The sequence below is a fragment of the Tenacibaculum sp. 190524A05c genome, assembly GCF_964036595.1.
GTDB classification, from domain to species: domain Bacteria; phylum Bacteroidota; class Bacteroidia; order Flavobacteriales; family Flavobacteriaceae; genus Polaribacter; species Polaribacter platacis.
The window spans coordinates 214024-236778 of record NZ_OZ038523.1; the positions used below are offsets into that span (position 1 = coordinate 214024).

General features: G+C 30.8%; 23 protein-coding genes. 16 read left to right on the plus strand and 7 right to left on the minus strand.

The genetic code is table 11. The features are described from left to right. Positions 1 to 3: 3 nt before the first annotated feature. Genes ABNT61_RS00850 through ABNT61_RS00865 form a run of 4 tightly spaced genes read right to left on the minus strand, consistent with a single transcriptional unit; the run spans position 4 to position 2857 of the window. Positions 4 to 603: a hypothetical protein gene (locus tag ABNT61_RS00850; protein WP_348744465.1), complete on the minus strand. Its 600-nt coding sequence runs from the start codon at positions 601 to 603 to the stop codon at positions 4 to 6. Positions 604 to 608: 5 nt separating this feature from the next. Further along, the gene (locus ABNT61_RS00855) at positions 609 to 1130 is read right to left on the minus strand and encodes a TrmH family RNA methyltransferase (protein ID WP_348741573.1); all 522 of its coding nucleotides are present in this window, start codon (positions 1128 to 1130) and stop codon (positions 609 to 611) included. Then, the gene (locus tag ABNT61_RS00860) at positions 1131 to 1973 is read right to left on the minus strand and encodes an alpha/beta fold hydrolase (protein ID WP_348744466.1); all 843 of its coding nucleotides are present in this window, start codon (positions 1971 to 1973) and stop codon (positions 1131 to 1133) included. It lies immediately after the preceding gene. 2 nt (positions 1974 to 1975) lie between these two features. After that, positions 1976 to 2857 carry an AraC family transcriptional regulator gene (locus ABNT61_RS00865; RefSeq protein ID WP_348711403.1) on the minus strand — a complete coding sequence of 294 codons (882 nt, stop codon included), beginning with the start codon at positions 2855 to 2857 and terminating at the stop codon, positions 1976 to 1978. A 215-nt stretch (positions 2858 to 3072) separates the two neighbouring features. Between ABNT61_RS00865 and hemA the strand changes: the two genes are divergently transcribed. From hemA to hemF, 10 genes are all read left to right on the plus strand, one after another. Then, positions 3073 to 4338, plus strand: coding sequence for a glutamyl-tRNA reductase (gene hemA, locus ABNT61_RS00870; protein WP_412766927.1), 1266 nt, complete (start codon positions 3073 to 3075; stop codon positions 4336 to 4338). Further along, entirely contained in the window at positions 4322 to 5908 is a 1587-nt protein-coding gene (gene hemC / locus ABNT61_RS00875) for a hydroxymethylbilane synthase (protein ID WP_348744467.1), read from the plus strand. Before hemA ends, hemC begins: the two co-directional genes overlap by 17 nt. Positions 5909 to 5911: 3 nt before the next feature. After that, complete coding sequence (gene hemB, locus ABNT61_RS00880; RefSeq protein ID WP_348744468.1) at positions 5912 to 6880, plus strand: porphobilinogen synthase; 969 nt, start codon at positions 5912 to 5914, stop codon at positions 6878 to 6880. Positions 6881 to 6887: 7 nt separating this feature from the next. Beyond that, positions 6888 to 7133: a hypothetical protein gene (locus ABNT61_RS00885; protein ID WP_348744469.1), complete on the plus strand. Its 246-nt coding sequence runs from the start codon at positions 6888 to 6890 to the stop codon at positions 7131 to 7133. 3 nt (positions 7134 to 7136) lie between these two features. Continuing rightward, positions 7137 to 8426: a glutamate-1-semialdehyde 2,1-aminomutase gene (gene hemL / locus ABNT61_RS00890; RefSeq protein ID WP_348741578.1), complete on the plus strand. Its 1290-nt coding sequence runs from the start codon at positions 7137 to 7139 to the stop codon at positions 8424 to 8426. A gap of 11 nt (positions 8427 to 8437) precedes the next feature. Next, entirely contained in the window at positions 8438 to 8902 is a 465-nt protein-coding gene (locus ABNT61_RS00895; RefSeq protein WP_348744470.1) for a protease complex subunit PrcB family protein, read from the plus strand. A 1-nt stretch (position 8903) separates the two neighbouring features. After that, positions 8904 to 9932: a uroporphyrinogen decarboxylase gene (gene hemE, locus ABNT61_RS00900; protein WP_348711411.1), complete on the plus strand. Its 1029-nt coding sequence runs from the start codon at positions 8904 to 8906 to the stop codon at positions 9930 to 9932. 23 nt (positions 9933 to 9955) lie between these two features. After that, positions 9956 to 10555 (plus strand): hypothetical protein, encoded by a 600-nt coding sequence (locus tag ABNT61_RS00905; protein WP_348744471.1) that lies wholly within the window; start codon positions 9956 to 9958, stop codon positions 10553 to 10555. Positions 10556 to 10621: 66 nt separating this feature from the next. Beyond that, positions 10622 to 11350, plus strand: coding sequence for an EI24 domain-containing protein (locus ABNT61_RS00910; protein ID WP_348744472.1), 729 nt, complete (start codon positions 10622 to 10624; stop codon positions 11348 to 11350). Between the two features lie 42 nt (positions 11351 to 11392). Continuing rightward, a complete protein-coding gene (gene hemF / locus ABNT61_RS00915) occupies positions 11393 to 12295 on the plus strand; it encodes an oxygen-dependent coproporphyrinogen oxidase (protein WP_348744473.1) in 903 nt (300 codons plus the stop codon). 1 nt (position 12296) lies between these two features. Here the strand turns inward: hemF and ABNT61_RS00920 are convergent, their stop codons facing one another. Both ABNT61_RS00920 and cysC read right to left on the minus strand, forming a co-directional pair. Further along, complete coding sequence (locus ABNT61_RS00920; RefSeq protein ID WP_348744474.1) at positions 12297 to 14924, minus strand: DEAD/DEAH box helicase family protein; 2628 nt, start codon at positions 14922 to 14924, stop codon at positions 12297 to 12299. A gap of 30 nt (positions 14925 to 14954) precedes the next feature. Continuing rightward, the gene (cysC, locus tag ABNT61_RS00925; protein ID WP_348744475.1) at positions 14955 to 15494 is read right to left on the minus strand and encodes an adenylyl-sulfate kinase; all 540 of its coding nucleotides are present in this window, start codon (positions 15492 to 15494) and stop codon (positions 14955 to 14957) included. 121 nt (positions 15495 to 15615) lie between these two features. On the opposite strand from cysC, the gene ABNT61_RS00930 reads away from it, so the two are divergent. The 6 genes from ABNT61_RS00930 (at position 15616) to ABNT61_RS00955 (ending at position 21755) form a co-directional block, all read left to right on the plus strand. Further along, positions 15616 to 17001 (plus strand): HAMP domain-containing sensor histidine kinase, encoded by a 1386-nt coding sequence (locus ABNT61_RS00930; RefSeq protein WP_348744476.1) that lies wholly within the window; start codon positions 15616 to 15618, stop codon positions 16999 to 17001. A gap of 8 nt (positions 17002 to 17009) precedes the next feature. Next, on the plus strand, positions 17010 to 17702 hold the full coding sequence (locus ABNT61_RS00935) for a response regulator transcription factor (RefSeq protein WP_348744477.1): 693 nt from the start codon (positions 17010 to 17012) through the stop codon (positions 17700 to 17702). A gap of 103 nt (positions 17703 to 17805) precedes the next feature. Next, entirely contained in the window at positions 17806 to 18366 is a 561-nt protein-coding gene (locus ABNT61_RS00940; protein ID WP_348744478.1) for a hypothetical protein, read from the plus strand. 77 nt (positions 18367 to 18443) lie between these two features. Then, a complete protein-coding gene (locus ABNT61_RS00945) occupies positions 18444 to 19358 on the plus strand; it encodes a dienelactone hydrolase family protein (protein ID WP_348744479.1) in 915 nt (304 codons plus the stop codon). A gap of 248 nt (positions 19359 to 19606) precedes the next feature. Next, complete coding sequence (locus ABNT61_RS00950; RefSeq protein ID WP_348744480.1) at positions 19607 to 20932, plus strand: dihydrolipoamide acetyltransferase family protein; 1326 nt, start codon at positions 19607 to 19609, stop codon at positions 20930 to 20932. Positions 20933 to 21023: 91 nt separating this feature from the next. After that, on the plus strand, positions 21024 to 21755 hold the full coding sequence (locus tag ABNT61_RS00955; RefSeq protein WP_348744481.1) for a hypothetical protein: 732 nt from the start codon (positions 21024 to 21026) through the stop codon (positions 21753 to 21755). 48 nt (positions 21756 to 21803) lie between these two features. On the opposite strand, the gene ABNT61_RS00960 is transcribed toward ABNT61_RS00955, so the two are convergent. Then, on the minus strand, positions 21804 to 22688 hold the full coding sequence (locus tag ABNT61_RS00960; RefSeq protein ID WP_348744482.1) for a TIGR01777 family oxidoreductase: 885 nt from the start codon (positions 22686 to 22688) through the stop codon (positions 21804 to 21806). Positions 22689 to 22755: the final 67 nt, after the last annotated feature.

The window sequence follows — 22755 nt, forward strand, 5'->3', positions numbered from 1 at the left end:
ATTTTATTGGATGCAGGCTTTATCTTTAAGGTTAAACCTATCTTTGCCAATCGTGTTTTTATTTAAATGTTTGATTGATAATTCTTTTGCTAGAACTAAATATTTTAAAGCTCGATTATTATAGTTTTTATAACAGTCATAATTTGTATAATCTTTTTTGTGAACTAAAACATAATTGAAATTATATTTTTGCTGTATTTTAGTATCTACTTTTGATAACTCATCTTCTTGGTAGATGTATATTTTAAGGCTGTTATTTTTCCAATCTTGACTTGCAGTTTTATTGGTTGCAGAACATGTTTCTGTGAATGAAATTGATTTTGGTCTTTTTCTTTTAAGCCAGGAATTTTTATAACTGTAACTTTTAACAACTTCGTTATCTATATAGAACTTGAGAAGATAATCAGGTTGTTCTTTTTCGATTTTAAGTTCAAATAAACCTTCTTTATCCAATAATTTTTTTTCAGACAAGCCATCTACTGAAACTAATATAAAAGGAAATTGATCCTTAAAATTTTGAGAAGTAATAAGTTTTCCTTTAATAGTATTTTGACTATTAATATTACTACTTAGAAATATGATAATGAAAAGTATGTTTTTCATGTTCCCTAACTTGTAACTTCTAATCTTGACTTAATTTGATTTGTTGCTTCATAAAGTGTAATTGCTAAACTATGAATTACATTCATGCTAGAATTACGCCCATACATTGGAATAGAAACAGTTGCATCAACTAAATCTATATTTTCTATTCCGTTTCTTTCACTACCTAAAAGTAATACCAATTTTTCATGATTTTTAAAATCAAAATCTTGAATTGTTATGCTTTCATCAGTAATTTCAATACCAATTATTGTGTTTCCTTCTTCTTTTAATGTACTCATCAAGTTATTGAAATCATTGTATTGTTCTGATTCAATTTGATTCAAAGTATTGCGAGCAGTTTTTTTTACAATTCTGTTGTCCATTGAAGGAGAACTTTCATGTAAATATATTTTAGAGACACCAAAGCTTTCAGCAATGCGAAAACACATACCGATGTTTTCTGGTGTTCTTATGGCATCACAAACAATTGTAATAGGAAATTGTTGTGCTTTGTTTTCTATTTCGTAATGCGTTAGTTGTTTCATTTATACTTCTAAATCTAATAAGAATTCATTCCATAGACTATCCTTGAATTTTGATTTGAAAAATCCAAAATGACCTATAGTTTTAACATTGTACTCTTTCGGAACTAAATGTTTTCTTGTAATCTTAGCGTTAAAATATTTTTTTGTCATCCAATCAATCGCTTTTCTTGGAGCGAAATGATCATTATCTGTACTGTAGGAAGTAATTTTTCCATTTAGTTGATGATGATATAATTCTTCTTTTTTCTTGTAATGAAATAGGTAATTTCGCTTTCGTCCCCAACTAGCAAATTCTTGTGCCATAGATTTTGGTAAATTTTCCATGCCTGTAATTTTTTTACTTGGCAAGTAGCCAAATAAAGAAGTAAGCACAGGGAAAAGAATGTGCCAATTGAAAAACATTTCTAGTTTTCCAAATCCGTTCCAGAATTTAAAATATCCAGACTGACTAGCGACTAGTAAAATATTGGTGATGTATTTATTTGATGGTGTTAAGCCTAAAATTTGACCGCCAATACTATGACATACACAATCAATTTGTGATTGAGGATGGTTTTCTTTTATAAAGTTTAATACACTATTAATGTCGTTAACTGCCCAATTTGTTAAAGAAACATCAAAATCTTTTAGGTTTTCTTTTTTAGAACCTCCGATTCCAGCATAATCAAAAGTGTATACGGTTCTACCTTTAGAACTTAAGAAAGTTGCAAAGTTTTGATAATAGCCTTGTAAAACTCCTGTTGCTGAGCAAATGATTACCACTTTATTGTTTGAATCAATTGGTGAGTATTTTGTTAAACTTAAAGAATAACCAAGAGGTGTTGTTAATTCTATAGTTTCCATTCTTATGAGTTTAACGATAATACATATTGTTTTGGAGTGGTTCCAAATTTCTTTTTGAAAGCCGCAATAAAATGACTTGCTGTACTATATCCAACTTGAATTCCAACTTCATTCACATTGTATTGATTGCTTTCTAATAGTTTTCTGGCATGTTCCATTTTATAATCAAAAAGAAAACTATAAACAGTGTCTCCGTAAACTTGCTTGAATCCTTCTTTTAATTTCTTTAGATTCAGTCCTGTTTCGTTTGATAATTCTTGTAATGTTGGCGGTTCTGCCATTCTTGAAATAATGATGTCTTTTGCTTTTCTGATTTTAGAAACATCTCTTTCATCAACTAAAAACGGACAGTATTCACCCTCAATAGATTCATCTTTTTGAAAGTGTAAACTCAGTAATTCATATATTTTACCTTTAATGTATAAACTACGTAAAGAGCTATTCACATTTGCGTTGATTATTTGTTTTAAGACAATTAAAACAGTTGGTTTTATAGTTGCGTTATCATAGTATTTTCTATTCTTATTTTCATCACTTAAAAAAGGAATATATCCAGCTTCGCTAGAAAATAAAGAGTGGAACTTTTTAATAGAAACTAATAAAGAAACTAAAGAGCTCTTAGGTTGAATTTCTAAATTTAAAGGTAAATCTTGTTGCGGATTATAAAGTAAAATAGAGTGCTCTTCAAGAACATCAAAAGTGTAGTTTCCATTATTAAAATGAAACTTTGCATTTCCGTGTATACAAAAATGTAATTGTATGAAAGAGTTATCTATGTCTCGTTCAAAGCGTTGGCTTTCCATGGTGTCGTTAGAGAACTCAAGTAATAAAAAACCATTTTCGAGATTCGTTTCTAAAAAAGTGCTTTCAGCGATATTTTTCAAAAGTCAATATGTTTACGAATTTGATGTTTTTATTTAGAATAATTCTAGATAATAAACTCTGTAATCCTTGCTATTAGTGCAAAAGTAAAGAAAATCAGTGGTTTTTAGAAAAAATGACGTAGAAAAACCAAAAACGACATTTTAAGTTCCTCTAGCGATATTTTTATCTAAAGTAACTTTCTATTTTTGTCGAGGTTTTATGTAAAATAAGAATATTGGAAGATACTAAACATAAGAATTTCTACAGCATTGGAGTGAGCTATATAAAAGCTGACGCTCAAACGCGTGGGAAGTTTTCATTGTCTGCTGAGGATAAAAAAGCTTTATTAGAGGAAGCGAAGTCAAATAATTTTGACGGTGTTTTTGTATTATCAACATGTAATAGAACAGAAATTATTGGTTTTGCTGAGCATCCATTTCAACTAATAAGTATGTTATGTAAACATTCTAATGGATCAGTAGAAGAGTTTGCGAAAATATCTTATGTACATAAAAATCAAGAAGCAATACAGCACCTTTTTAATATTGGTACTGGTTTAGATAGTCAGATTTTAGGTGATTACGAAATTGTTGGCCAATTAAGAACTGCATTTAAACTTGCTAAAGAACACGGAACTACCAATGCTTATTTGGAGAGATTACTAAATAACGTAATGCAGGCGAGTAAGCGAGTAAAGAACGAAACGAAATTAAGTTCTGGTACAACTTCTGTTTCATATGCAGCAGTGCAATACCTAATTGATAATCTTCAAGATTACAATACCAAGAATATTTTGGTGTATGGTTTAGGTAAAATGGGTAAACATACTTGTAAGAATTTAGCTGAGTATACACAGAATAAACAAGTTACTTTAATAAATAGAACAGAACAAAAAGTTGATGAATTTATTAAAGAACATCCTTCAATTAACAAATCTAAAATTGAAAATTTAACACAAGAGATTGATAAATCAGATGTGATAATCGTTTCAACAGGAGCGTCTGAAGCTACAGTTACTTTAGAAAATATTCCTTTAGATAAAAATTTATTGATTTTAGATTTATCTGTACCGGCAAATGTTGATCCAAGTATTAAGAATTTAAACAACGTTAAGTTGGTTAATGTTGACGAGTTGTCTAAAGTTACTGATGAGACTTTAGCTATTCGTAAACAAGAGATTCCATTTGCAAAAGAGATCATTGAAGAACATAAGCAGGAGTTTAATGAATGGTTAAATCACCGTCGTTTTACTCCAGCAATTAATGCCTTAAAACAATCATTAGAGGCAATTCAAAGAGACGAAATCAATTTTCACAAAAAGAAAATAAATAACTTTGATGTAGATCAGGCGGAAGCCATTACATCGAGATTCATACAAAAGATAACTACACAGTTTGTGAAACACTTAAAAACCGAAGAAACTTCTGTAAATCAGAGTATTCAAGTAATGGCGAAAGTGTTTGGAACGAATTTAGAAAAAATCGATGCAGAAAATCATTAGAATCGGTACTCGTGATAGCGAGTTGGCTTTATGGCAAGCCACAAAAGTTCAAAAACTTTTAGAAGAATTAGAATACAATACAGAAATTGTACCTATTAAATCAACAGGAGATATCGTTCTAGATAAGCCTCTTTATGAATTAGGAATCACAGGAATTTTTACTAAGAATTTAGATATAGCAATGTTAAATGGTGACATTGATATTGCTGTGCATTCTATGAAAGATGTTCCAACAGTATTACCAGAAGGCATAGTTCAGGCAGCTGTTTTAAAGCGTGCAAACTATAATGATATTCTAGTTTTAAAAGATAACGAGGAGTTTCTTGCACAACCTGAAGGAGTAATTGCCACAAGTAGTTTGCGTAGAAAAGCTCAATGGTTAAATAGATATCCTACTCATAATGTTGAAGACTTAAGAGGAAACGTAAATACGCGTTTACAAAAGGTAAAAGATAATGAGTGGAACGGAGCTATTTTTGCTGCAGCTGGTTTAGAACGTATTGGAAAAAGACCTAAAGGAGCCGTGAATTTATCATGGATGATTCCTGCACCTGCACAAGGAGCAATTATGGTTACAGCTTTAGCAGAAGATGATTTTTCTGTAGATGCTTGTAATCAATTAAATGATGTTGATACGGAAACATGTACATCAATTGAAAGAGAATTCTTAAATAGATTAGAAGGAGGTTGTACTGCACCAATTGGAGCATTAGCCTACATTAATGAAGTTGATAAAGAGTTAGTGTTTAAAGGAGTTTTGTTGAGTAGAGATGGAAAAAAGAAAATTGAAGTAAGTAAAAAAGTTCCTGTAGGTAGACATAAATATGTAGCTAAAGATTGTGCCAACTATATTATCGAAAGAGGAGGAAAGATTTTAATGATGGAAGACCTTGGAGTTGAAAAAGAGTTTTCAATTTTTTCAACTAAAACATTATCTGAAGCACAAAAGAAATTGTTGCCAACTACAGTAAAGGTTGAGGACAGCGATTTTATTAAAATTCGTTTCAATCGTATTCCACCAAAAGTAGTTAAGCAAGAAATAGATAATGTAATCATCACAAGTAAAAATGGAGTAGAGTCTATTCTAAATAGTTTTACCGTCGATGAATTACAATTTAAAAATATATACTGTGTAGGAAGAAGAACTAAGAAATTAATTGAGCAAAAAATTGGTAAAGTAGCTTTTTCTGCAAGAAACGCAGACAAACTTTCTCAGTACTTAGCTGAAAATATTTCAGGTCAGGAAGTTACTTATTTCTGTAGTGATTTACGATTAGATAATTTACCTACCAAATTAGCTCAAAATAATATTTCTGTTAACGAGGTAGAAGCATATAAAACCATGTATAGTCCATCAAAAGTTGATGATAAAGTAAATGGTGTTTTATTTTATAGTCCTTCTACTGTTGAAAGTTATATGAAAGAAAATACAGCTGACAAAATCGCATTTTGTATTGGAGATACAACAGCTAAAGAAGCGGCTAAGTTTTTTAAAGAAGTAAAAACGGCTAAGTTGCCAACTGTTGAAAGTGTGATTGAGTTAGTAAATACGCATTTTGTAAAAGCTTAAGAGATGTTAAGAAGACCAAGAAGAAATAGAAAATCTGCCGCAATTAGAGCAATGGTTGAAGAAACGACCTTATCTGTAAATGATTTTATTTATCCTGTATTTTTAATAGAAGGTACAGGTAAAAAAGAAGAGATTGTTTCTATGCCAGGTATTTATCGCTATTCTCTTGATTTATTATTGGATGAGATTCGGGAATGTGTTGATCTAGGAATTAAAGGTTTTTGCGTTTTCCCTTCTTTAGGAGATGATAAGAAAGATAAGTATGCAACGGAAGGTCATAATCCAGCAAGTTTATACAATACAGCATTAAAGGAGATTAAAACTAAATTTCCAAACATTGCAGTTATGACGGATATTGCTATGGATCCATATTCAAGTGATGGTCATGACGGAATTGTTGAGAATGGAGAAATTCTTAATGATGAAACTCTAGAAATTTTAGGTAAAATGGCTTTAGCACAAGTAGAGGCTGGTGCAGATATTCTTGGACCATCAGATATGATGGACGGAAGAGTAGGATATATCAGAAATATTCTTGATGAAGCTGGGTTCACTAATGTTTCAATTATGTCATACACCGCTAAGTATGCGAGTGCTTTTTATGGTCCATTTCGTGATGCTTTAGATTCAGCGCCGAAATTTGGAGATAAAAAAACATATCAGATGAATCCTGCAAATAAAAATGAGGCTTTAATTGAGGCTGATTTGGATATAGCAGAAGGAGCAGATATGATAATGGTTAAACCGGCTTTAGCGTATTTAGATATAATCAAGTTATTGAAAGATAATTATGACGTGCCGATTACCGCATATAATGTAAGTGGAGAGTATGCAATGTTAAAAGCAGCATCTGAAAAAGGATGGCTTGATGGTGAAAAAGTAATGATGGAAAGTTTATTGAGCATTAAAAGAGCAGGAGCAGACATCATTCTTACTTATTTCGCAAAAGAGGCAGCAAGGATTTTGGCTTAGAAATAAAATGAATAAAATAGCTGTAGCTGGAAATATTGTTCCGCCTGTGTATCATTTAATTTTAGAAAAAGGATACAGAATTAAGTTTAAGGATAACTATATTGTGGCTACAAAAAATAATACAGAACTAATCGCTCAAAACTTTGTTGAATTGGGAGGATTAGTTTTTCTCTTTGAAAGCAAAGGTGAAAATTGGAAAGTTAGCGATGATAAAATTGATGATTGTTTAACTTTTATAGAACAAAACCAATAGAAAATGGAATTTAAAAAATCACAAAAACTATATAACAAAGGACTAGTAAATTTAGTTGGAGCAGTAAATTCTCCAGTTCGTGCTTTTGCATCGGTAGGAGGAAATCCTCTATTTATTGAAAAGGCAAAAGGAAGTAAGATAAAAGATGTTGATGGGAATTCTTACATTGATTTAGTGTTGTCTTATGGACCAATGATTTTAGGTCATCGTCATAAAAAAGTTCAAAAAGCAATAACAAAAGCTTTAAAAAATGGATATTCTTTTGGAGCTTCTACAGCGAACGAAATTAAACTAGCAAAAATTGTTTGTGATGCTTTTCCAGGAATGGATAAAGTTCGTTTTGTGAATTCTGGAACAGAAGCCGTTTTAAGTGGAACGCGTTTAGCTAGAGCTTACACAGGTAAGGATAAGATTATCAAGTTCGCTGGATGTTACCATGGGCATCAAGATTCTCTATTAGTAGCAGCAGGATCAGGTTTGGCGACGTTAAGTTTACCAGGAAGTAAAGGTGTTCCTGAAGGAGCTGTTAAAAATACCCTAATCGCAAACTATAATGATTTGGATAGCGTAAAAGCTCATTTCGAAAAGCATGACGATATTGCTGGTGTTATTTTAGAACCAGTTGCTGGAAACATGGGAGTGGTAATTCCTCAGAATGGATTTTTAAAGGAGTTAAAGGCGTTTTTAGAATCAAAAGGAGCATTATTAATTGTTGATGAGGTAATGACTGGATTCCGTTCTAAATTCGGTGGAGCGCAAGAGTTATTAGGTGTTGAAGCAGATATTACTTGTTTAGGTAAAGTAATTGGTGGAGGATTCCCAGTTGGAGCATATGGTGCTCGTAATGAAATTATGGAAAATGTAGCTCCTCTAGGAGGAATGTATCAAGCAGGAACTTTAAGTGGAAATCCAATTGCAATGGCTGCAGGTATTTCAACATTAACAGAGTTGAAAAAACAAAATCCTTATGATTTATTCAATGATATCGCTGCACAAATAGAAGAATACTTGTTAGCATCTGCTAAAAAATATGGAATTGAGTTATCTGTAAACAGATTCGGGTCAATGATAAACCCTTTCTTTACAAGTACTCACGTAACTAATTTTGAAGAAGCTCAAAGTTCAGATACTAAGAAATTTGCCGTATTTTTCTGGGAAATGATTAGAAATGGAGTATTCTTACCTCCATCTCAATTTGAAGCATGGTTCTTATCAAGTGCAATAAGCAAAAAAGATCTTAATAAGATTGAGAATGCAATTGATAAATCGATGGAAGCTGTTTCTAAAATGTAAATAAAAAATTAATGAGATTTGTAATTATAATATTCGTTTCACTGCTAACCTTGTCATGCGCAAATAGAACTATGGGACAAACTGATCGAGAAAATAAGATCGTGAATCTTTATGAAGGTACTCTTAATGGAGCAGGAGCCGAAGGTTTTGAAAAAGGAAATATTATAATTCAATCACAAGAAGCATGGCAATCAATTGTAAATAAATTGAATAGCGTAAATGAAGTTACGAGTCAATTTAATTCAACAATAGATTTTTCAAAAAATAATGTAATAATTGCAGTAGATCGTGTAAGGAGTACTAGTGGTTTTTCGATTAAGCTAAGTAAGGCTCAAGAGCAAAAAGATATGCTAGAACTTAATGTTCTTACAAAAGGTCCTGGACCAACGGATATGGTTGCTACAGTAATTACACAACCAATTCATATAATATTAATTAATAAAACAGACAAAAAGATAATTTTTGTAGAGAAATAAAATGATAAAGAACGATTTATTTTTAAGAGCCTTAAAAGGAGAAACAGTAGATAGACCACCGGTGTGGATGATGAGACAAGCAGGTAGATATTTACCTGAGTTTATGGAAATTCGTGAAAAGTATGATTTCTTTACAAGATGTAGAACTCCTGAATTAGCTTCTGAAATTACAGTTCAACCAATTAGAAGATATGGTATGGATGCTGCTATTTTGTTTTCAGATATTTTAGTAGTACCACAAGCTATGAATGTTGAGGTTGAAATGAAACCTAATTTTGGACCATATTTACCTAATCCAATTCGTGATAAAAAATCATTAGATCAAGTAATTATTCCTGATGTAAATGAAGAATTAGGTTATGTTATGGATGCTATTAAAGCAACCAAAGAGAAATTAAATGATGAAATTCCATTAATAGGATTTGCGGGGTCTCCATGGACAATTTTATGTTACATGGTGCAAGGTCAAGGTTCTAAAAACTTTGATAAAGCAAAAGAATTTTGTTTTACACAGCCAGTTTTGGCACACCAATTGCTTACTAAGATTACAGATACCACAATTGCTTATTTAAAAGCAAAGGTAAAAGCAGGTGTTAATGCTGTTCAAATTTTTGATTCTTGGGGCGGAATGCTATCACCAACCGACTATCAAGAATTTTCATGGCAATACATCAACAGAATCATTGAGGCGTTAAAAGATGATGCACCAGTAATAGCATTTGGTAAAGGTTGTTGGTTTGCTTTACAAGAAATGTCAAAATCGAATGCATCAGCATTAGGAGTAGATTGGACTTGTTCTCCAAGAAATGCAAGATATTTGACCGGTGGAAATATAACTTTACAAGGTAATTTTGATCCTTCAAGACTACTTTCTCCACCAGCTGAAATTAAAAAAATGGTCACTGAAATGATCAACAATTTTGGAAAGGACAAATATATTGTTAACTTAGGGCACGGGATTTTACCGAATATTCCTGTTGAAAATGCAAAAGCATTCATTGATGCGGTAAAAGAGTACAAAGTTGAATAAATAAAAAACAAATAATAATTCCCATGAAAAGATTAGTTTCATTTCTGTTAATTATTCTTGCGACAAGTGCATTTGCGCAAAAGAAATACTATAACCAAGCGGTGAATAGTTGTGCGGGTAAATCTTCAGAAGAATTAATAAATAAATGTATTAAAGATAGTTACTTGTTGAACTATGATTTTACAACAGATGAAGGTAAAGTTATTAGTACAAAGAGTATAAAAAAGCCTATCGTTATATTGGCCGCTGCAGGTTGGTCTGCACCATGTATTGGTCAAATTCCAGCATTAAATGAAATCGTTGATATATATCACAACGATGTTCAGTTTATCATGATTTTTTGGGATAAAAAAGATAGAATAGGAAGATTCAAGAGTAAAGTTGATTCTAGAGTTATTCTTGTTCCAGCAGGAGAAAATGATAAAGTAGCTAAAGGAAATTTAGATATCAGTGGATTCGTTCATAAATTAGATTATCCAACTGCTTATTTAATTGATAAAACAAAAAAGTTTGTTGCTGTTAAAAGAGGAGCCGCAATTCCTTCAAAAACGGTAACACGTGAACAAGCTAATGAAACAAACGCTTCTGAATTAGAAGATTTTGTAAAGCAAGTATTGAATTAATACTTAATAATATTTATAATATTCAAACCTCTTTCTTACTTTTGAAAGAGGTTTTATTTTTTAGCTATGATACAATCAACCATTAACGCCGTGAAAGCATATTTTGATGCTTTAGCAATTATCAAAAAATTAAAGTTGTGGAATTACTTTTTAATTCCTGTAATTATTAGTGCAGTTACAGCATTAATAATTGGATCATTAACTTATTTTTTATCAGATGATTTAGGTTATTATGTTGCTAAGCTGTGGCCATGGGAGTTTGGAAAACAAACGTTTACTTCTATTGGTAATTTTTTGAGTGGTGTTGCAATTGTTGCTGTTGGATTTATATTGTATAAACACATTGTTTTAGCATTATCATCTCCCTTTATGAGTCCGGTTTCTTTAAAAATAGAACAGCACTTTTATGGAAATCAGCATGAACATAAAAAGAATACATTTTCACAAGCCTTAGCTAGAGGAATAAGACTTAGCCTTCGAAATTTAGGAAGAGAATTGGGTTTAACTTTAGTTATTTTAGTTTTAGGATTAATTCCTTTAATAGGCCTTTTTTCATCGGTGTTATTATTTCTAACTCAAGCATATTATGCAGGTTTCGGTAATATGGATTATACTTTGGAGCGTCACTACAGTTATAAAGATAGTATCACTTTCGTAAGAAGAAACAGAGGAACTGCAATTGGAAACGGAATCATCTTTATGTTGTTCTTACTAATTCCTGTAATTGGGGTAGTTTTAGTTTTACCATTTTCGGTTACTGCGGCTACTACAGAAACAATGAAAAAAATTAAATAAAAAATACTATAATCTTTACATTTGCCGAATAATTAATATAGAATGAAAGATCAGTTTTACGCATATATTGAAAAATTACAAGACACGATAACGAGTAAGTTAGAACAAATAGATGGAAAAGCTACTTTCAAAGAAGATCTATGGAAAAGACCTGAAGGCGGTGGAGGAAGAACTCGTGTTATTGAAAATGGTAATGTTTTTGAAAAAGGAGGTGTAAATATTTCTGCAGTTCATGGAGAACTTCCTGAAGTTTTAAGAAAACAGTTTAAAGTTGAAACTGGTGATTTTTTTGCTTGTGGTTTAAGCTTGGTATTACATCCAATAAATCCTTTTGTGCCAACAGTTCATGCCAATTGGCGTTATTTTGAAATGTATAATGAAAAAGGAGAAATTGTAACCCAATGGTTTGGCGGAGGACAAGATTTAACGCCGTATTATCTTTTTGATGAAGATGCCGTTCATTTTCATTCTGTATGTAAAGAAGCGTGTGATAAGCACAATGAAACCTTTTATCCAAAATTTAAAGAAACTTGCGATAACTATTTCTGGAATGCACATAGAAATGAGGCTAGAGGAGTAGGTGGTTTATTCTTCGATTATTTAAAAGAAACTGAAGAGTTTTCAATGCAGAATCGTTTTGATTTTGTTACAGAGGTAGGAAATAGTTTTTTAAACAGTTATGTTCCTATTGTAGAAAAAAGAAAAGATACACGTTATGCTAAAGAACATAAAGATTGGCAAGAAGTAAGAAGAGGAAGGTATGTTGAGTTTAATCTGGTTCATGATAGAGGTACTTTATTCGGATTAAAAACAAATGGAAGAATAGAAAGTATTCTAATGAGTTTACCACCAACAGTGCAATGGAAATATAATCATGTACCAGAAAAAGGAACCGAAGAATCGAAATTATTAGAAGTGTTGGCTAATCCAAAAACTTGGGTTTAAGTTATTTCCAAATTATATTTTTTTGAACTACGGTTCTGTTTCTATTTTTAATTTTCTGAAGTCTTGCTTTCAGTAATTGTTTTCTACCATCTAAACTGCGGGTATAAACGAGATTTGCCATATCAACTCGCTTATTCCAAAATTCGAGAAATACATTAGCATTTTTCTTATTTGTACTAAATAGTTCTGGAACAGTTGTGTATTTGTACTTTTTGAATTTACTCGTTACCCAAGATTTTTTATATTCTCGAATTAAATATTTAGGATTTTCAATGGATTGTAAAATTTCATTTAATAGGTTTACGAATGTTTTACTTTCATATCTATTAGCACCATAAATAGTGATACCAACTTCTCCTTTACCTTTAAGTTTAGTTTTAAGTTTTACGCCTTTAGGATTGCTAGTAATAATATCGAGTTTAATCATAGTATCTAAAACAGCTAAGGCTATTTTATGAACTCTTGTGTCAACTAATCCATATTTAACATAGCTTCTCACATTTTGAAATAAGCTGAACAAAAACCAAATAAATAGACTGGCAATTGAAAAGTATAAAATGGTTAAAATCTTATCATCTTCTATATAAAAACTTAACCCGATATATGCGATTAACATAAAAATGACTAGAGCTGTTTCTCCAAAACTGTACAGAATTGCATTCACATAATCTAATGCTGTAGATTTTGTCTTTTTAATTTTAGGATTAACGAGAGTTAATTCATCGTATATTTTCTTTCCGTTAAAAATGGAGTTCTTCCATTTATTGGCAATATGATTTCTGTTTTCGGAAAGAAGAACGGTTTTTAAGTTAAGACTTTCAACATCATTCGGAAAAATCTTTTCGGGTAAATCTAATCTAGAAATTCCATTTTTAATAGTAACTTCATTGTTGTTTGAAACCCCTAAAAAAGAACCAAATCTTCTTGATAATAATTCAAGATCTTTTCCTCCAGTTTCATCTGTTGGATCAACACAAGCTAAATGCCAAATTAACCCCACTTTATTTGGGTTTTCTGGGTTTATTCGAATTGCTCTTCCTCTCATTTGATTTGAAGTAACGAAAGAACCTACAAAGGAAGCCAGAATTAGACTATTAATTGATGGAGCATCCCAACCTTCACCTAAGAGTGATTTTGTTCCAATAAGCACTTTAATATGCCCTAGTTCAAAAAGCTTGGTAATAATTTCAACTATGTTTTTAGAAGATGAAGATTTACTTTGTACAATAACATAATTTTCATCTGATTCTAAATAGGTGAACTTATAATTATTAATATCGTCCAAAGCTTCTATTTGTTCTATTTGCGATTGATGAATAATTACAATGGAACCGGATAAAACTGCCAGAGCTTTGGGATAGAAAATGAAATTTTTAAGTTGAAGAAAAATTGGAATGACTCCAATTTTATCCATCACATCAATTTTATCTTTTGGTGTATTTAAATACTCTTTTCGAATGTAATCTGTAAGAATAACACAGCTTAAATCTTCTTTTAAGTTTTTCTGTTCTTGTCTTACAATTTCTATAATGCTTTTTAGCTTACTCGGACTATTACTTAACGATTTATATAAAAGTTCATCTCCTTTAAGGTTAACTTTATTTCTACTAAATACAGAAAGCTTTCTGAGTTTTTTCTCAATTTCAGATAATAAAGGTTCGTATTCTTCATTTTCTTCTCTGTCAGTTACTAATAAACCTTGAAGTAATATTTGAATCCATTCATTAGAGGCTTCAGGAAAATCTACAAGTTCTTCTTCTTGAAATCCCAGTGTGTCTAGTTTATCTTTTCCAATCGGGATGTTTAAAGAGTTTAAGAATATTAAGATCGAAGAGAAAAAGTCGGGATGTTTATATAATTCTTCTAAATAACTCGATGTGAACTTAAAATACCTATGATTTTCTACTAAACTTATAAATTCTTCATTGTGAAATAAAGAATCTACAAATCGGTTGACATTTTCTTTGAAATTGGTAATGTAAATAGATTCATCTGACTCTGGTTTTGAAAGATAGATGAGATCTTGATGCGGAGCTAAGTTTTTTTCTTTTACTAAATCCGGTATAACAATTTCATCGTCTATTTCACCACAAAGATTAAAGTATTTAATAATTTCAGATTTATCGCTGTCATAAGGCGGAGTTGCTGTTAAGGCGACAACAGTTTGTAAATGTTGTTCCTTTAAGTCAAATAAACATTTCCACCAAGCATTTTTTAAATGATGAGCTTCATCTAATAGTAAAACCTCAATTTGATGTTTTTTAAAAAAAGCATAATACTCTTCTTTGTTTTCAAATGTTTTAAAGAACGTATATAAAGCTTGATATGTAGTAAATGTAATATCTGAAGGTTCTTTTAAATTAAAGGAGTACTTATTAAAATCATTCTGAGCTGTAAAGAAAGATTGTAACCTGTTTTCCCATTGATTTCGTATCGTTAAAGTTGGGGCAAGAACCAATGTTTTTTTATGTAATCGTCGCACAATTTCAATACCTAAGATTGTTTTACCAGATCCTGGAGGAGCAACAATATGAAAATGGTTATCTTCAATATGATCAGAGAAATTTTCAAGAACTTTTGCTTGATAAGGTCTCCATTGTAACTTAAATCTCAATTTTTCAAATATCATAGCAGTGTATTTTTGAATGGATTTAAAATCCTAATGTAATCTATTATGAATAGCTTTTAAAATAGTGGTTATGCTTTCTTCAATTGAACTTGTTTCCTCTATTTGTATAAAAGGATTTTTAGGAGTTTCATAAGGAGAATCAATTCCGGTCATATTTTGTATTTCTCCTTTTTCGGCTTTAGCGTATAAACCTTTTACATCTCTTTCCTTACAAGTCTTTAAGCTTGTGTTTATAAAGATTTCTAGATAGTTTTCAGGCCCAACAATTTCTTTTATTTGATGTCTACTTTCTTCTAAAGGAGCTATAAAAGCCGAAAGTACAATTGTTCCTGAATCTAAAAACAGAGAAGCGATTTCAGCCATTCGTCTTAAGTTTTCTTTACGATCTTCAATTGAAAATGACAGATCTTTATTTATTCCCTTTCTCAATACATCTCCGTCCAATACATAATTTGGAATATTTTGTTCACTAAGCTTCTGTTTTAATTCGTTTGCTAAAGTGGATTTACCTGCACCAGATAATCCTGTAAAAAGTATAAAAAAAGGACAAATAGTAGTTATTTCTTTCAAATGTTTAAACGCTTATAAAGTGTCAAATATATTAAATCAAACATTCAGTTTTTTATGTTAATGCAAGGTTAATGGAGAATATAACCTCCTAAATATTAAAAAGTCGCCTTATTTTTGAAAGATGTCCAGAAAAATAATACTTCTTATAATAGCTTCGATAATTGGATTAATTGCCTTGTCCTATATTCAAGCCCGATTAATTAAAAATACGTATTCCTTACGAAAAGAAGCATTTACCGATAATGCGAGCAATACTGTTAGCAAAATAGGAAGCTATGGTTCTCCAATTGATTCAATCTTTGATGCAATTTCGGATACATTTGTTAAAGATCTTGATCGATATAATTTAAATAAAATATCAAGTGAACAATTATTGAATAGATTACGAACTATTTCAGATTCGCTAAATCCAAGATTTATAAAAGAGTATGAGAAAGAAATAGACTTTAATGATTTAGGCTATAATCTAAAATATCACCGTCAACTTAAAAACTTAGTTATTTTAGATAGTTTAAAAACAGATACTATTTTCAAGAGAAAAAAAAGGGAAAAAGGACTAAAGTTAATTGGGTACGATTTTGAAAGTAATTCAGATTTACATTTGGGAACATCTACCTGGGAAACCAATAGAACTTTTGAAGAAATAAATGAAGGCAAAACAGAAAAAATCAGTTACCATATTATTTTTGAAACATCTAATTATATTAACATTGATGACTGGGAGAAAATAATACTAAATGAAATGAGAAGTTTACTCATATTTTCATTTTGTATATTCCTATTTGTAATTGGATTGTTTTATTATTCCATAAAGAACCTGATCACTCAAAAGAAGATTGCAGACATTAAAACAGATTTTGTCAATAATATTACTCACGAATTAAAAACTCCTTTATCGACCTTAGCTCTTGCAACAAAAATTTTAAAAAATGAAGAACATCTATCTCCAATGGTTGTGAGTACTATAGGAACAATAGAGCGACAAAACATTCGTTTGCAAAAATTAATCGATCAAGTACTAAATAATAGTTTAGGTTACAAGGAACTATCATTGGAAAAGCAACCTGTACAAAGTGTTGATTTTATTTCAGAAATTTTAAATGATTTTGAAGTGAGTCATAAAGAAGAAGTAAGTCTAGGTAAGTCGATTTCAAATGAAAATTTAGAATTAAGTATAGATAAGTTTTATACAACAACGGCCATTGTAAACATATTGGAAAATGCAGTGAAATATGGTGCGAATAAGATTGAAGTAACTGCAAAGAATGATAGAGATTACTGGAAGATTAACATTAAGGATAATGGAATAGGAATCTCGAAGAAGAATCAAAAGCTAATTTTCAATAAATTTTACAGAGCAGAAAATAAGGATGTTCACAATGTAAAAGGTTTAGGTTTAGGGTTGTATTACAGTCATCAAATAATAAAAGCACATAACGGCTCTATTAAAGTTGAAAGTGAGAAAGGAAAAGGAACTACATTTACGATAGCATTACCATTGAAATAGGCATAAACATGGAAAAGTATCATATTTTATTAGCAGAAGATGATCCAGATTTTGGAAATTTGCTACAGCAATATTTACAAATGTCAGGTTACCGAGTAACATGGGTTAAAGATGGCGAAGAGGCTTTAAAAGTATTTACGCAAAATTCATTTGATATTTGTGTTTTAGATGTAATGATGCCTAAGAAAGATGGTTTTACCTTGGCCGAGGATATCATAAACGAAAATCCAGAAATTCCTTTCGTGTTCTTAACGGCTAGAAAGTTAAAAGAAGATAAGTTAAAAGGATTGAAATTAGGAGCTGACGATTATATCGTTAAACCTTTTGATGCAGATGAATTAGTACTTCGTTTGAAAAATATCATTAAAAGGTCGAGTAATACAGTTACTAAGGTGATCAAAGAAGAAACTATTCAAATCGGAAAGTATACGTTTAATCAAAGAAGGTTAGAACTAATTTTTGATGGAGAAGTTCAGCAACTAACCGAAAAGGAAGCCAATCTTATTCTGTTTTTATTTGAGCATAAAAATCAAATGTTGAAGAGAGAAGAAATATTAAAAGAAGTTTGGAAAAATGAAGACTATTTTTCTGGAAGAAGTATGGATGTTTTTATTAGTAGACTACGTAAATATTTCAAAAAAGACTCAGCTATTTCAATAGAAAGTTCTAGAGGAATAGGTTTAGAATTTAAGGTAAGTTAATAGGGTTGTATTAACGGTTAATCCTAGGTTAACGCATTGAAAAATATCGTTTTAAATTAATTTTCGAAGTAATTTTGAGGTATAAATTTTAAAAATAGATATCATGAATTTACTAAGATTAACAATTGCTTTAGTTTTAATTGCTTTAACTGCATGTGCACAATCACCAAGAGTGCCAACTCCACCTCAAACTCCTAATAACTCACATACCGAAGTTGTAACATCTGGATCAAGAGTTAGCAGTTCTACCAGTGTTTCTGATTCCAATGGAAGTTATAAATTCCGTTCAAAGTTTCATTCTTCAAAAAGAGATGGTGTAGAAAACATTTTATCAGACGCTTTAGATGGAATTAAATTGTACAGAAAGAATAATAAACTAGAATGGGAAATTCTGCAAGGTGGAGAAGTGTTGTTCGAGTGTAGTTTGAATAAAAACAGATTATCAATTTTTGTTGATAAAGAATTATCTACTGGAAAATTTAATAAGCGAATTAAAAACTTAGGAGAAGAATTACAAGCTTATATTTCTTCACATAAACGTCATAGTTTTAATAGAAGAGCAAACACAATTGCACGTGCCGAAAATAGATTGGAAAGAGCTAAACGTGAGTTACAAGAGTCTATAAAAAACCTAGAAGAAGTAAAAAGAGCTAACGAGCAGTAAGCGTTATGAAATTCAGAATAGTAATAATATTTCTACTCTTAAGCGGTTCAATTTTAGCACAGTGCGACAATTTTAAAATGTTCGAACATTTCAAAATTGAAGATAAATATGATACGGTAAACTATCATGTTTATGCACCTGGTGGATTGACAAGTAAGAAGAATATTCTATTTTTTATTCATGGTTCAAATTCAAGACCGTTTTATGAATTCTTTGAAAAAGATGGAAAAAAGTTTAGAGGAAGCAGTGTTCCTTTCAATCTAAAATCAATTCCAGATTCTTACGCTTTTGTAATAATATCCAAAAAAGGAGTTGTTTTTTGCCATGACGAGAAAAAAGAATTTGAACCTTCCGATGAATATTTTGATAATCTATCACTGAAATACAGAGCGCAGCAAGTTGATAGAGTAATTCGAGATATTACTTTAAATCATCTCGTAAGTCCCAAAAAAGTAGTGGTAATTGGGCACTCAGAAGGAAGTGATGTCGTAGCTAAATTAGGTACGATAAATAAACAAATTACTAATATTGGATTTTGGTCTGGCAGTGGAAATTCTCAATTATATGATTTTCCATTATTCATTAGAAAAGAAGTTTTAGCGGGAAAATTAACAGAAGAAGAAGGATTAGAAGAGATAGAATCTTTGTTTAATAAGTATAAAGATATAATGAAAAACAAAGAAGATTTGACTAAATCTTGGTACGGACATCCATATAAACGATGGGCTAATTTTTCAGAGCCTCCAATTGAAAATTTATTACAAATATCAATTCCGTTATATGTGGCAATGGGAGCTAAAGACACTTCGGTGCCTGTAGAGTCTACATATTTAATTCCCGTTGAGTTTATTAGGAACAGTAAAGAGAACTTAACCTTTAAAGTATATCCGAATCTAGATCATAGTTTTAATGAAAAATTAAAAGATGGAAGTATAAAAAGGAATTGGAACAAAGTATTCTCTGAGTTTATGGAATGGGTAAGCTTAAATTAATTGCATATTGAAAGAATTCGATGTAAACTTCTAATAACGAAGTAGGTAAAAGTAGTTGTTGTTCTCAATTTGTTGTATATGAATACATTAAAAAACTGCTTTTTCTTGAACAATACATAAAAAAAGGATGTTGAAAATAGTGTTTTTTATGGTTTTCATAAAAAAAACATCGATTCATGATTGATTTCATAATAAATAAATGAATTAAATTTACTATTTTTGCACTGCAAAAGAAATCAATCAATATTATGGCAAGATTTGAATTAAAACTTCCTAAAATGGGTGAGAGCGTTGCTGAAGCAACAATTACTTCTTGGATTAAAGAGGTAGGAGATATGGTGGAAATGGATGATACCGTTGTGGAAGTTGCTACTGATAAAGTAGATAGTGAAGTACCTAGTGAAGTTGAAGGAAAACTTGTTGAGATTTTATTTGAAAAGGATGATGTTGTACAAGTTGGACAAACTATTGCTATTATAGAAACTGAAGGTGAAGGAGCCGAGGTAGTTGCTCAAGAACCAGCAGCTGAGCCTGTAAAAGAATCTACAGAGGTTGCTGCTAAAGAAATAGAAAGCACTATTGAAGAAGTAAAAACTTCAGTTAATGGAATAGATACTTCGTCAAGTGATCGTTTTTATTCTCCATTGGTCAAGAGTATAGCTAAGACAGAAGGAATTTCTTTGGAAGAGCTAGAAGGGATTAATGGAACAGGAAAAGAAGGAAGAGTAACTAAAAGTGATATTTTATCATATTTAGAAAATAGAAGTAATCAGCCTAAACAAGCTGCTAGTAATAATTCGATTCAATTTGATATTGAAAAACCTAAGAAAGTGGAAGCTGCTCCAGCTCCAGTTTCAATTTCAGGTAAAGATGAGATTATTGAAATGAGCAGAATGGGGAAACTTATTTCTAAGCACATGGTTGCTTCAGTTCAAACTTCAGCTCACGTACAATCATTTATCGAAATTGATGTTACAAATGTTGTAAACTGGAGAAATAAAGTTAAAAACGCATTCCAACAGAGAGAAGGAGATAAGTTAACATTTACTCCAATCTTTATGCAAGCTGTTGCACAAACCATAAAGAAACATCCATTAATTAACATTTCAGTTGATGGTGATAAAATCATCAAAAGAGGAAATATTAATTTAGGAATGGCTGCGGCATTACCTGATGGAAATTTAATTGTACCTGTAATTAAAAATGCAGATCAGTTAAGTTTAGTGGGAATGACAAAACAGGTGAACGACTTAGCGCAAAGATCTAGAGCTAATAAATTAAAGCCAGATGAGATTCAAGGAGGAACGTATACAGTAACTAACGTTGGTAGTTTTGGAAGTATTACTGGAACTCCAATTATCAATCAACCTCAAGTAGCTATTTTAGCTTTAGGAGCAATTGTTAAGAAACCAGCAGTTATTGAAACTCCAGAAGGTGATTTAATCGGAATCCGTCACAAAATGATTGTATCTCATTCTTACGATCATAGAGTTGTGAATGGTGCCTTAGGAGGAATGTTTATTAAAACGTTTAAAGACATTATTGAAGCTTGGGATGTAAATCAAGATTTTTAATATAAAAGATGATATTATTATAAAAGGCTCAAGAATTTCTTGAGCTTTTTGTTTATCATATATTTGCACAAATTTTTAAAATCAACAAAAAATGAAAAAAATAGCAATTGCTTTATTATTGTTAGTATCAACAATAACTTTTGGACAAGAAAAAGTTTTATTAAGACTTAACTATAAAAAAGGAGATAAGTACCAAACTCATATGAAAATGAAACAAGATATGGGAGTTATGGTTATGGATATGGAAATGACGATGGAGATGTTTGTTGAAGCTGTGAAAGACAAGAAATATGATCTAAAAAATAATTTTACTTTCTTTTCTACTGTTATGGAACAAGGTGGAGAAAAAATGGTCTATAATTCAAAAATGAAAGATGAAGAGCTAAGTGGTGAAGCTAAAAAAATGGCTAGTACTATGAAACCTTTATTAGAAACAACTATCTTTTTAAATATGGATGATTTAGGAAATAGTAAACTCATAAAATTGGTTCCTGAAGTAGCTGGTGTTACTCAATTAAAAGATCAAATGAGTTCAGTCCAATATCCAAAGGAACAAGTATCTGTAGGTTCAACATGGGTAAATGTTCAAAAGACTAATAATATTGGAATGGAAATGACATATACAGTTACTGAGATTACAAAAGATTACGTTTTAGCTGATATTACAGGGAAGGTAAGTTTAATGCCAGGAGCGAAAATTGGAGGAAAGTTAAAAATTGATCGAACAACTGGAATTCCAAGTTATATGAATATGAAATTGGAAGCGGAGATGATGGGAGTTACAATGAAAATGGATTCTGAAGTTAACATGAAGAAAATATAAATAATAAGTGTTGTAATAAAAAAGACCCAGAACTATTCTGGGTCTTTTTTATTTATAAATATGATGTAAAGCTTTTTTCAAATCTTCAAATTCAAAATTGTAGTGTTGTTCTACTTTTTTAGATGAAACTCTACTTCCGGCTAATACAATAACTGCAAGTTCACCTAAAACAGTTTTTAATACAAATCCAGGAACATTAATAGGCGTAACTAGTTTCTTAAGTACTTGTCCTAAGGTTTTGGTAAAGGATGAGTTGGTTTGATGATTTGGTGCAACACCATTATAAATTCCCTTAAAGTTTTCATCTTCTACAGCCTTAACATATAAATTACATAAATCTTCAATATGAATCCAAGGAACATATTGTTTACCATTTCCTAAAGCTGATAAAAATAGGGGAGTGTTCATTTTTTGTAATGCTCCACCATCTTTACTTAGTACAACTCCCGTTCGTAAAATTGTAACTGGAACATTGTTGTTTTGGAATTGATGCGCTGCATTTTCCCATTCAATGCAAATTTTTGCAATAAAATCATTTGCTGGTTCATCTTCTTCAGAGTAAACTTTTTCGGATGTTATAGCTCCATAATATCCAATTCCCGAAGAACTAATAAATCCTTTTAAAGGCACGTTTAATTCTTTAACTTTTGAATATAGAAGATTCGCTGACTCAACGCGACTATTGATTAATTCTACTTTTCTCGATTTTGTCCATTTTTTATCCGCTATTCCTGCACCTGCTAAATGAATAATATAATCGAGATTCTCAAAGGCGTTATCGTCAATAAAACTTTCTTTAATATCCCATTTAAAATGATTTTCCTTTCTAGGATTTCTAGTCAAAATTTGTACTTGATGATTCTTTTGTATTAGTTTTTTTTCTAGAACTTTTCCAATCAATCCTGTACCTCCAGTTAGTAAGATTTTTGCCATACTATAAAAATAAAAAAACCGTGATGAAATAGCATCACGGTTTTTAAAGTATTTATGTTAAAAAAGC

What these genes read in the sequence shown, in the direction of transcription:
- ABNT61_RS00945 (WP_348744479.1), top strand. Translation starts at nt 18,444, where the DNA reads ATGTTCGAACATTTCAAAATTGAAGATAAATATGATACGGTAAACTAT.
- hemB (WP_348744468.1), top strand. Translation starts at nt 5,912, where the DNA reads ATGTTAAGAAGACCAAGAAGAAATAGAAAATCTGCCGCAATTAGAGCA.
- ABNT61_RS00895 (WP_348744470.1), top strand. Translation starts at nt 8,438, where the DNA reads ATGAGATTTGTAATTATAATATTCGTTTCACTGCTAACCTTGTCATGC.
- ABNT61_RS00955 (WP_348744481.1), top strand. Translation starts at nt 21,024, where the DNA reads ATGAAAAAAATAGCAATTGCTTTATTATTGTTAGTATCAACAATAACT.
- ABNT61_RS00885 (WP_348744469.1), top strand. Translation starts at nt 6,888, where the DNA reads ATGAATAAAATAGCTGTAGCTGGAAATATTGTTCCGCCTGTGTATCAT.
- hemL (WP_348741578.1), top strand. Translation starts at nt 7,137, where the DNA reads ATGGAATTTAAAAAATCACAAAAACTATATAACAAAGGACTAGTAAAT.
- ABNT61_RS00960 (WP_348744482.1), bottom strand. Translation starts at nt 22,688, where the DNA reads ATGGCAAAAATCTTACTAACTGGAGGTACAGGATTGATTGGAAAAGTT.
- ABNT61_RS00905 (WP_348744471.1), top strand. Translation starts at nt 9,956, where the DNA reads ATGAAAAGATTAGTTTCATTTCTGTTAATTATTCTTGCGACAAGTGCA.
- ABNT61_RS00910 (WP_348744472.1), top strand. Translation starts at nt 10,622, where the DNA reads ATGATACAATCAACCATTAACGCCGTGAAAGCATATTTTGATGCTTTA.
- ABNT61_RS00935 (WP_348744477.1), top strand. Translation starts at nt 17,010, where the DNA reads ATGGAAAAGTATCATATTTTATTAGCAGAAGATGATCCAGATTTTGGA.
- hemE (WP_348711411.1), top strand. Translation starts at nt 8,904, where the DNA reads ATGATAAAGAACGATTTATTTTTAAGAGCCTTAAAAGGAGAAACAGTA.
- ABNT61_RS00930 (WP_348744476.1), top strand. Translation starts at nt 15,616, where the DNA reads ATGTCCAGAAAAATAATACTTCTTATAATAGCTTCGATAATTGGATTA.
- hemC (WP_348744467.1), top strand. Translation starts at nt 4,322, where the DNA reads ATGCAGAAAATCATTAGAATCGGTACTCGTGATAGCGAGTTGGCTTTA.
- hemF (WP_348744473.1), top strand. Translation starts at nt 11,393, where the DNA reads ATGAAAGATCAGTTTTACGCATATATTGAAAAATTACAAGACACGATA.
- ABNT61_RS00950 (WP_348744480.1), top strand. Translation starts at nt 19,607, where the DNA reads ATGGCAAGATTTGAATTAAAACTTCCTAAAATGGGTGAGAGCGTTGCT.
- ABNT61_RS00940 (WP_348744478.1), top strand. Translation starts at nt 17,806, where the DNA reads ATGAATTTACTAAGATTAACAATTGCTTTAGTTTTAATTGCTTTAACT.
- ABNT61_RS00855 (WP_348741573.1), bottom strand. Translation starts at nt 1,130, where the DNA reads ATGAAACAACTAACGCATTACGAAATAGAAAACAAAGCACAACAATTT.
- ABNT61_RS00920 (WP_348744474.1), bottom strand. Translation starts at nt 14,924, where the DNA reads ATGATATTTGAAAAATTGAGATTTAAGTTACAATGGAGACCTTATCAA.
- ABNT61_RS00850 (WP_348744465.1), bottom strand. Translation starts at nt 603, where the DNA reads ATGAAAAACATACTTTTCATTATCATATTTCTAAGTAGTAATATTAAT.
- ABNT61_RS00860 (WP_348744466.1), bottom strand. Translation starts at nt 1,973, where the DNA reads ATGGAAACTATAGAATTAACAACACCTCTTGGTTATTCTTTAAGTTTA.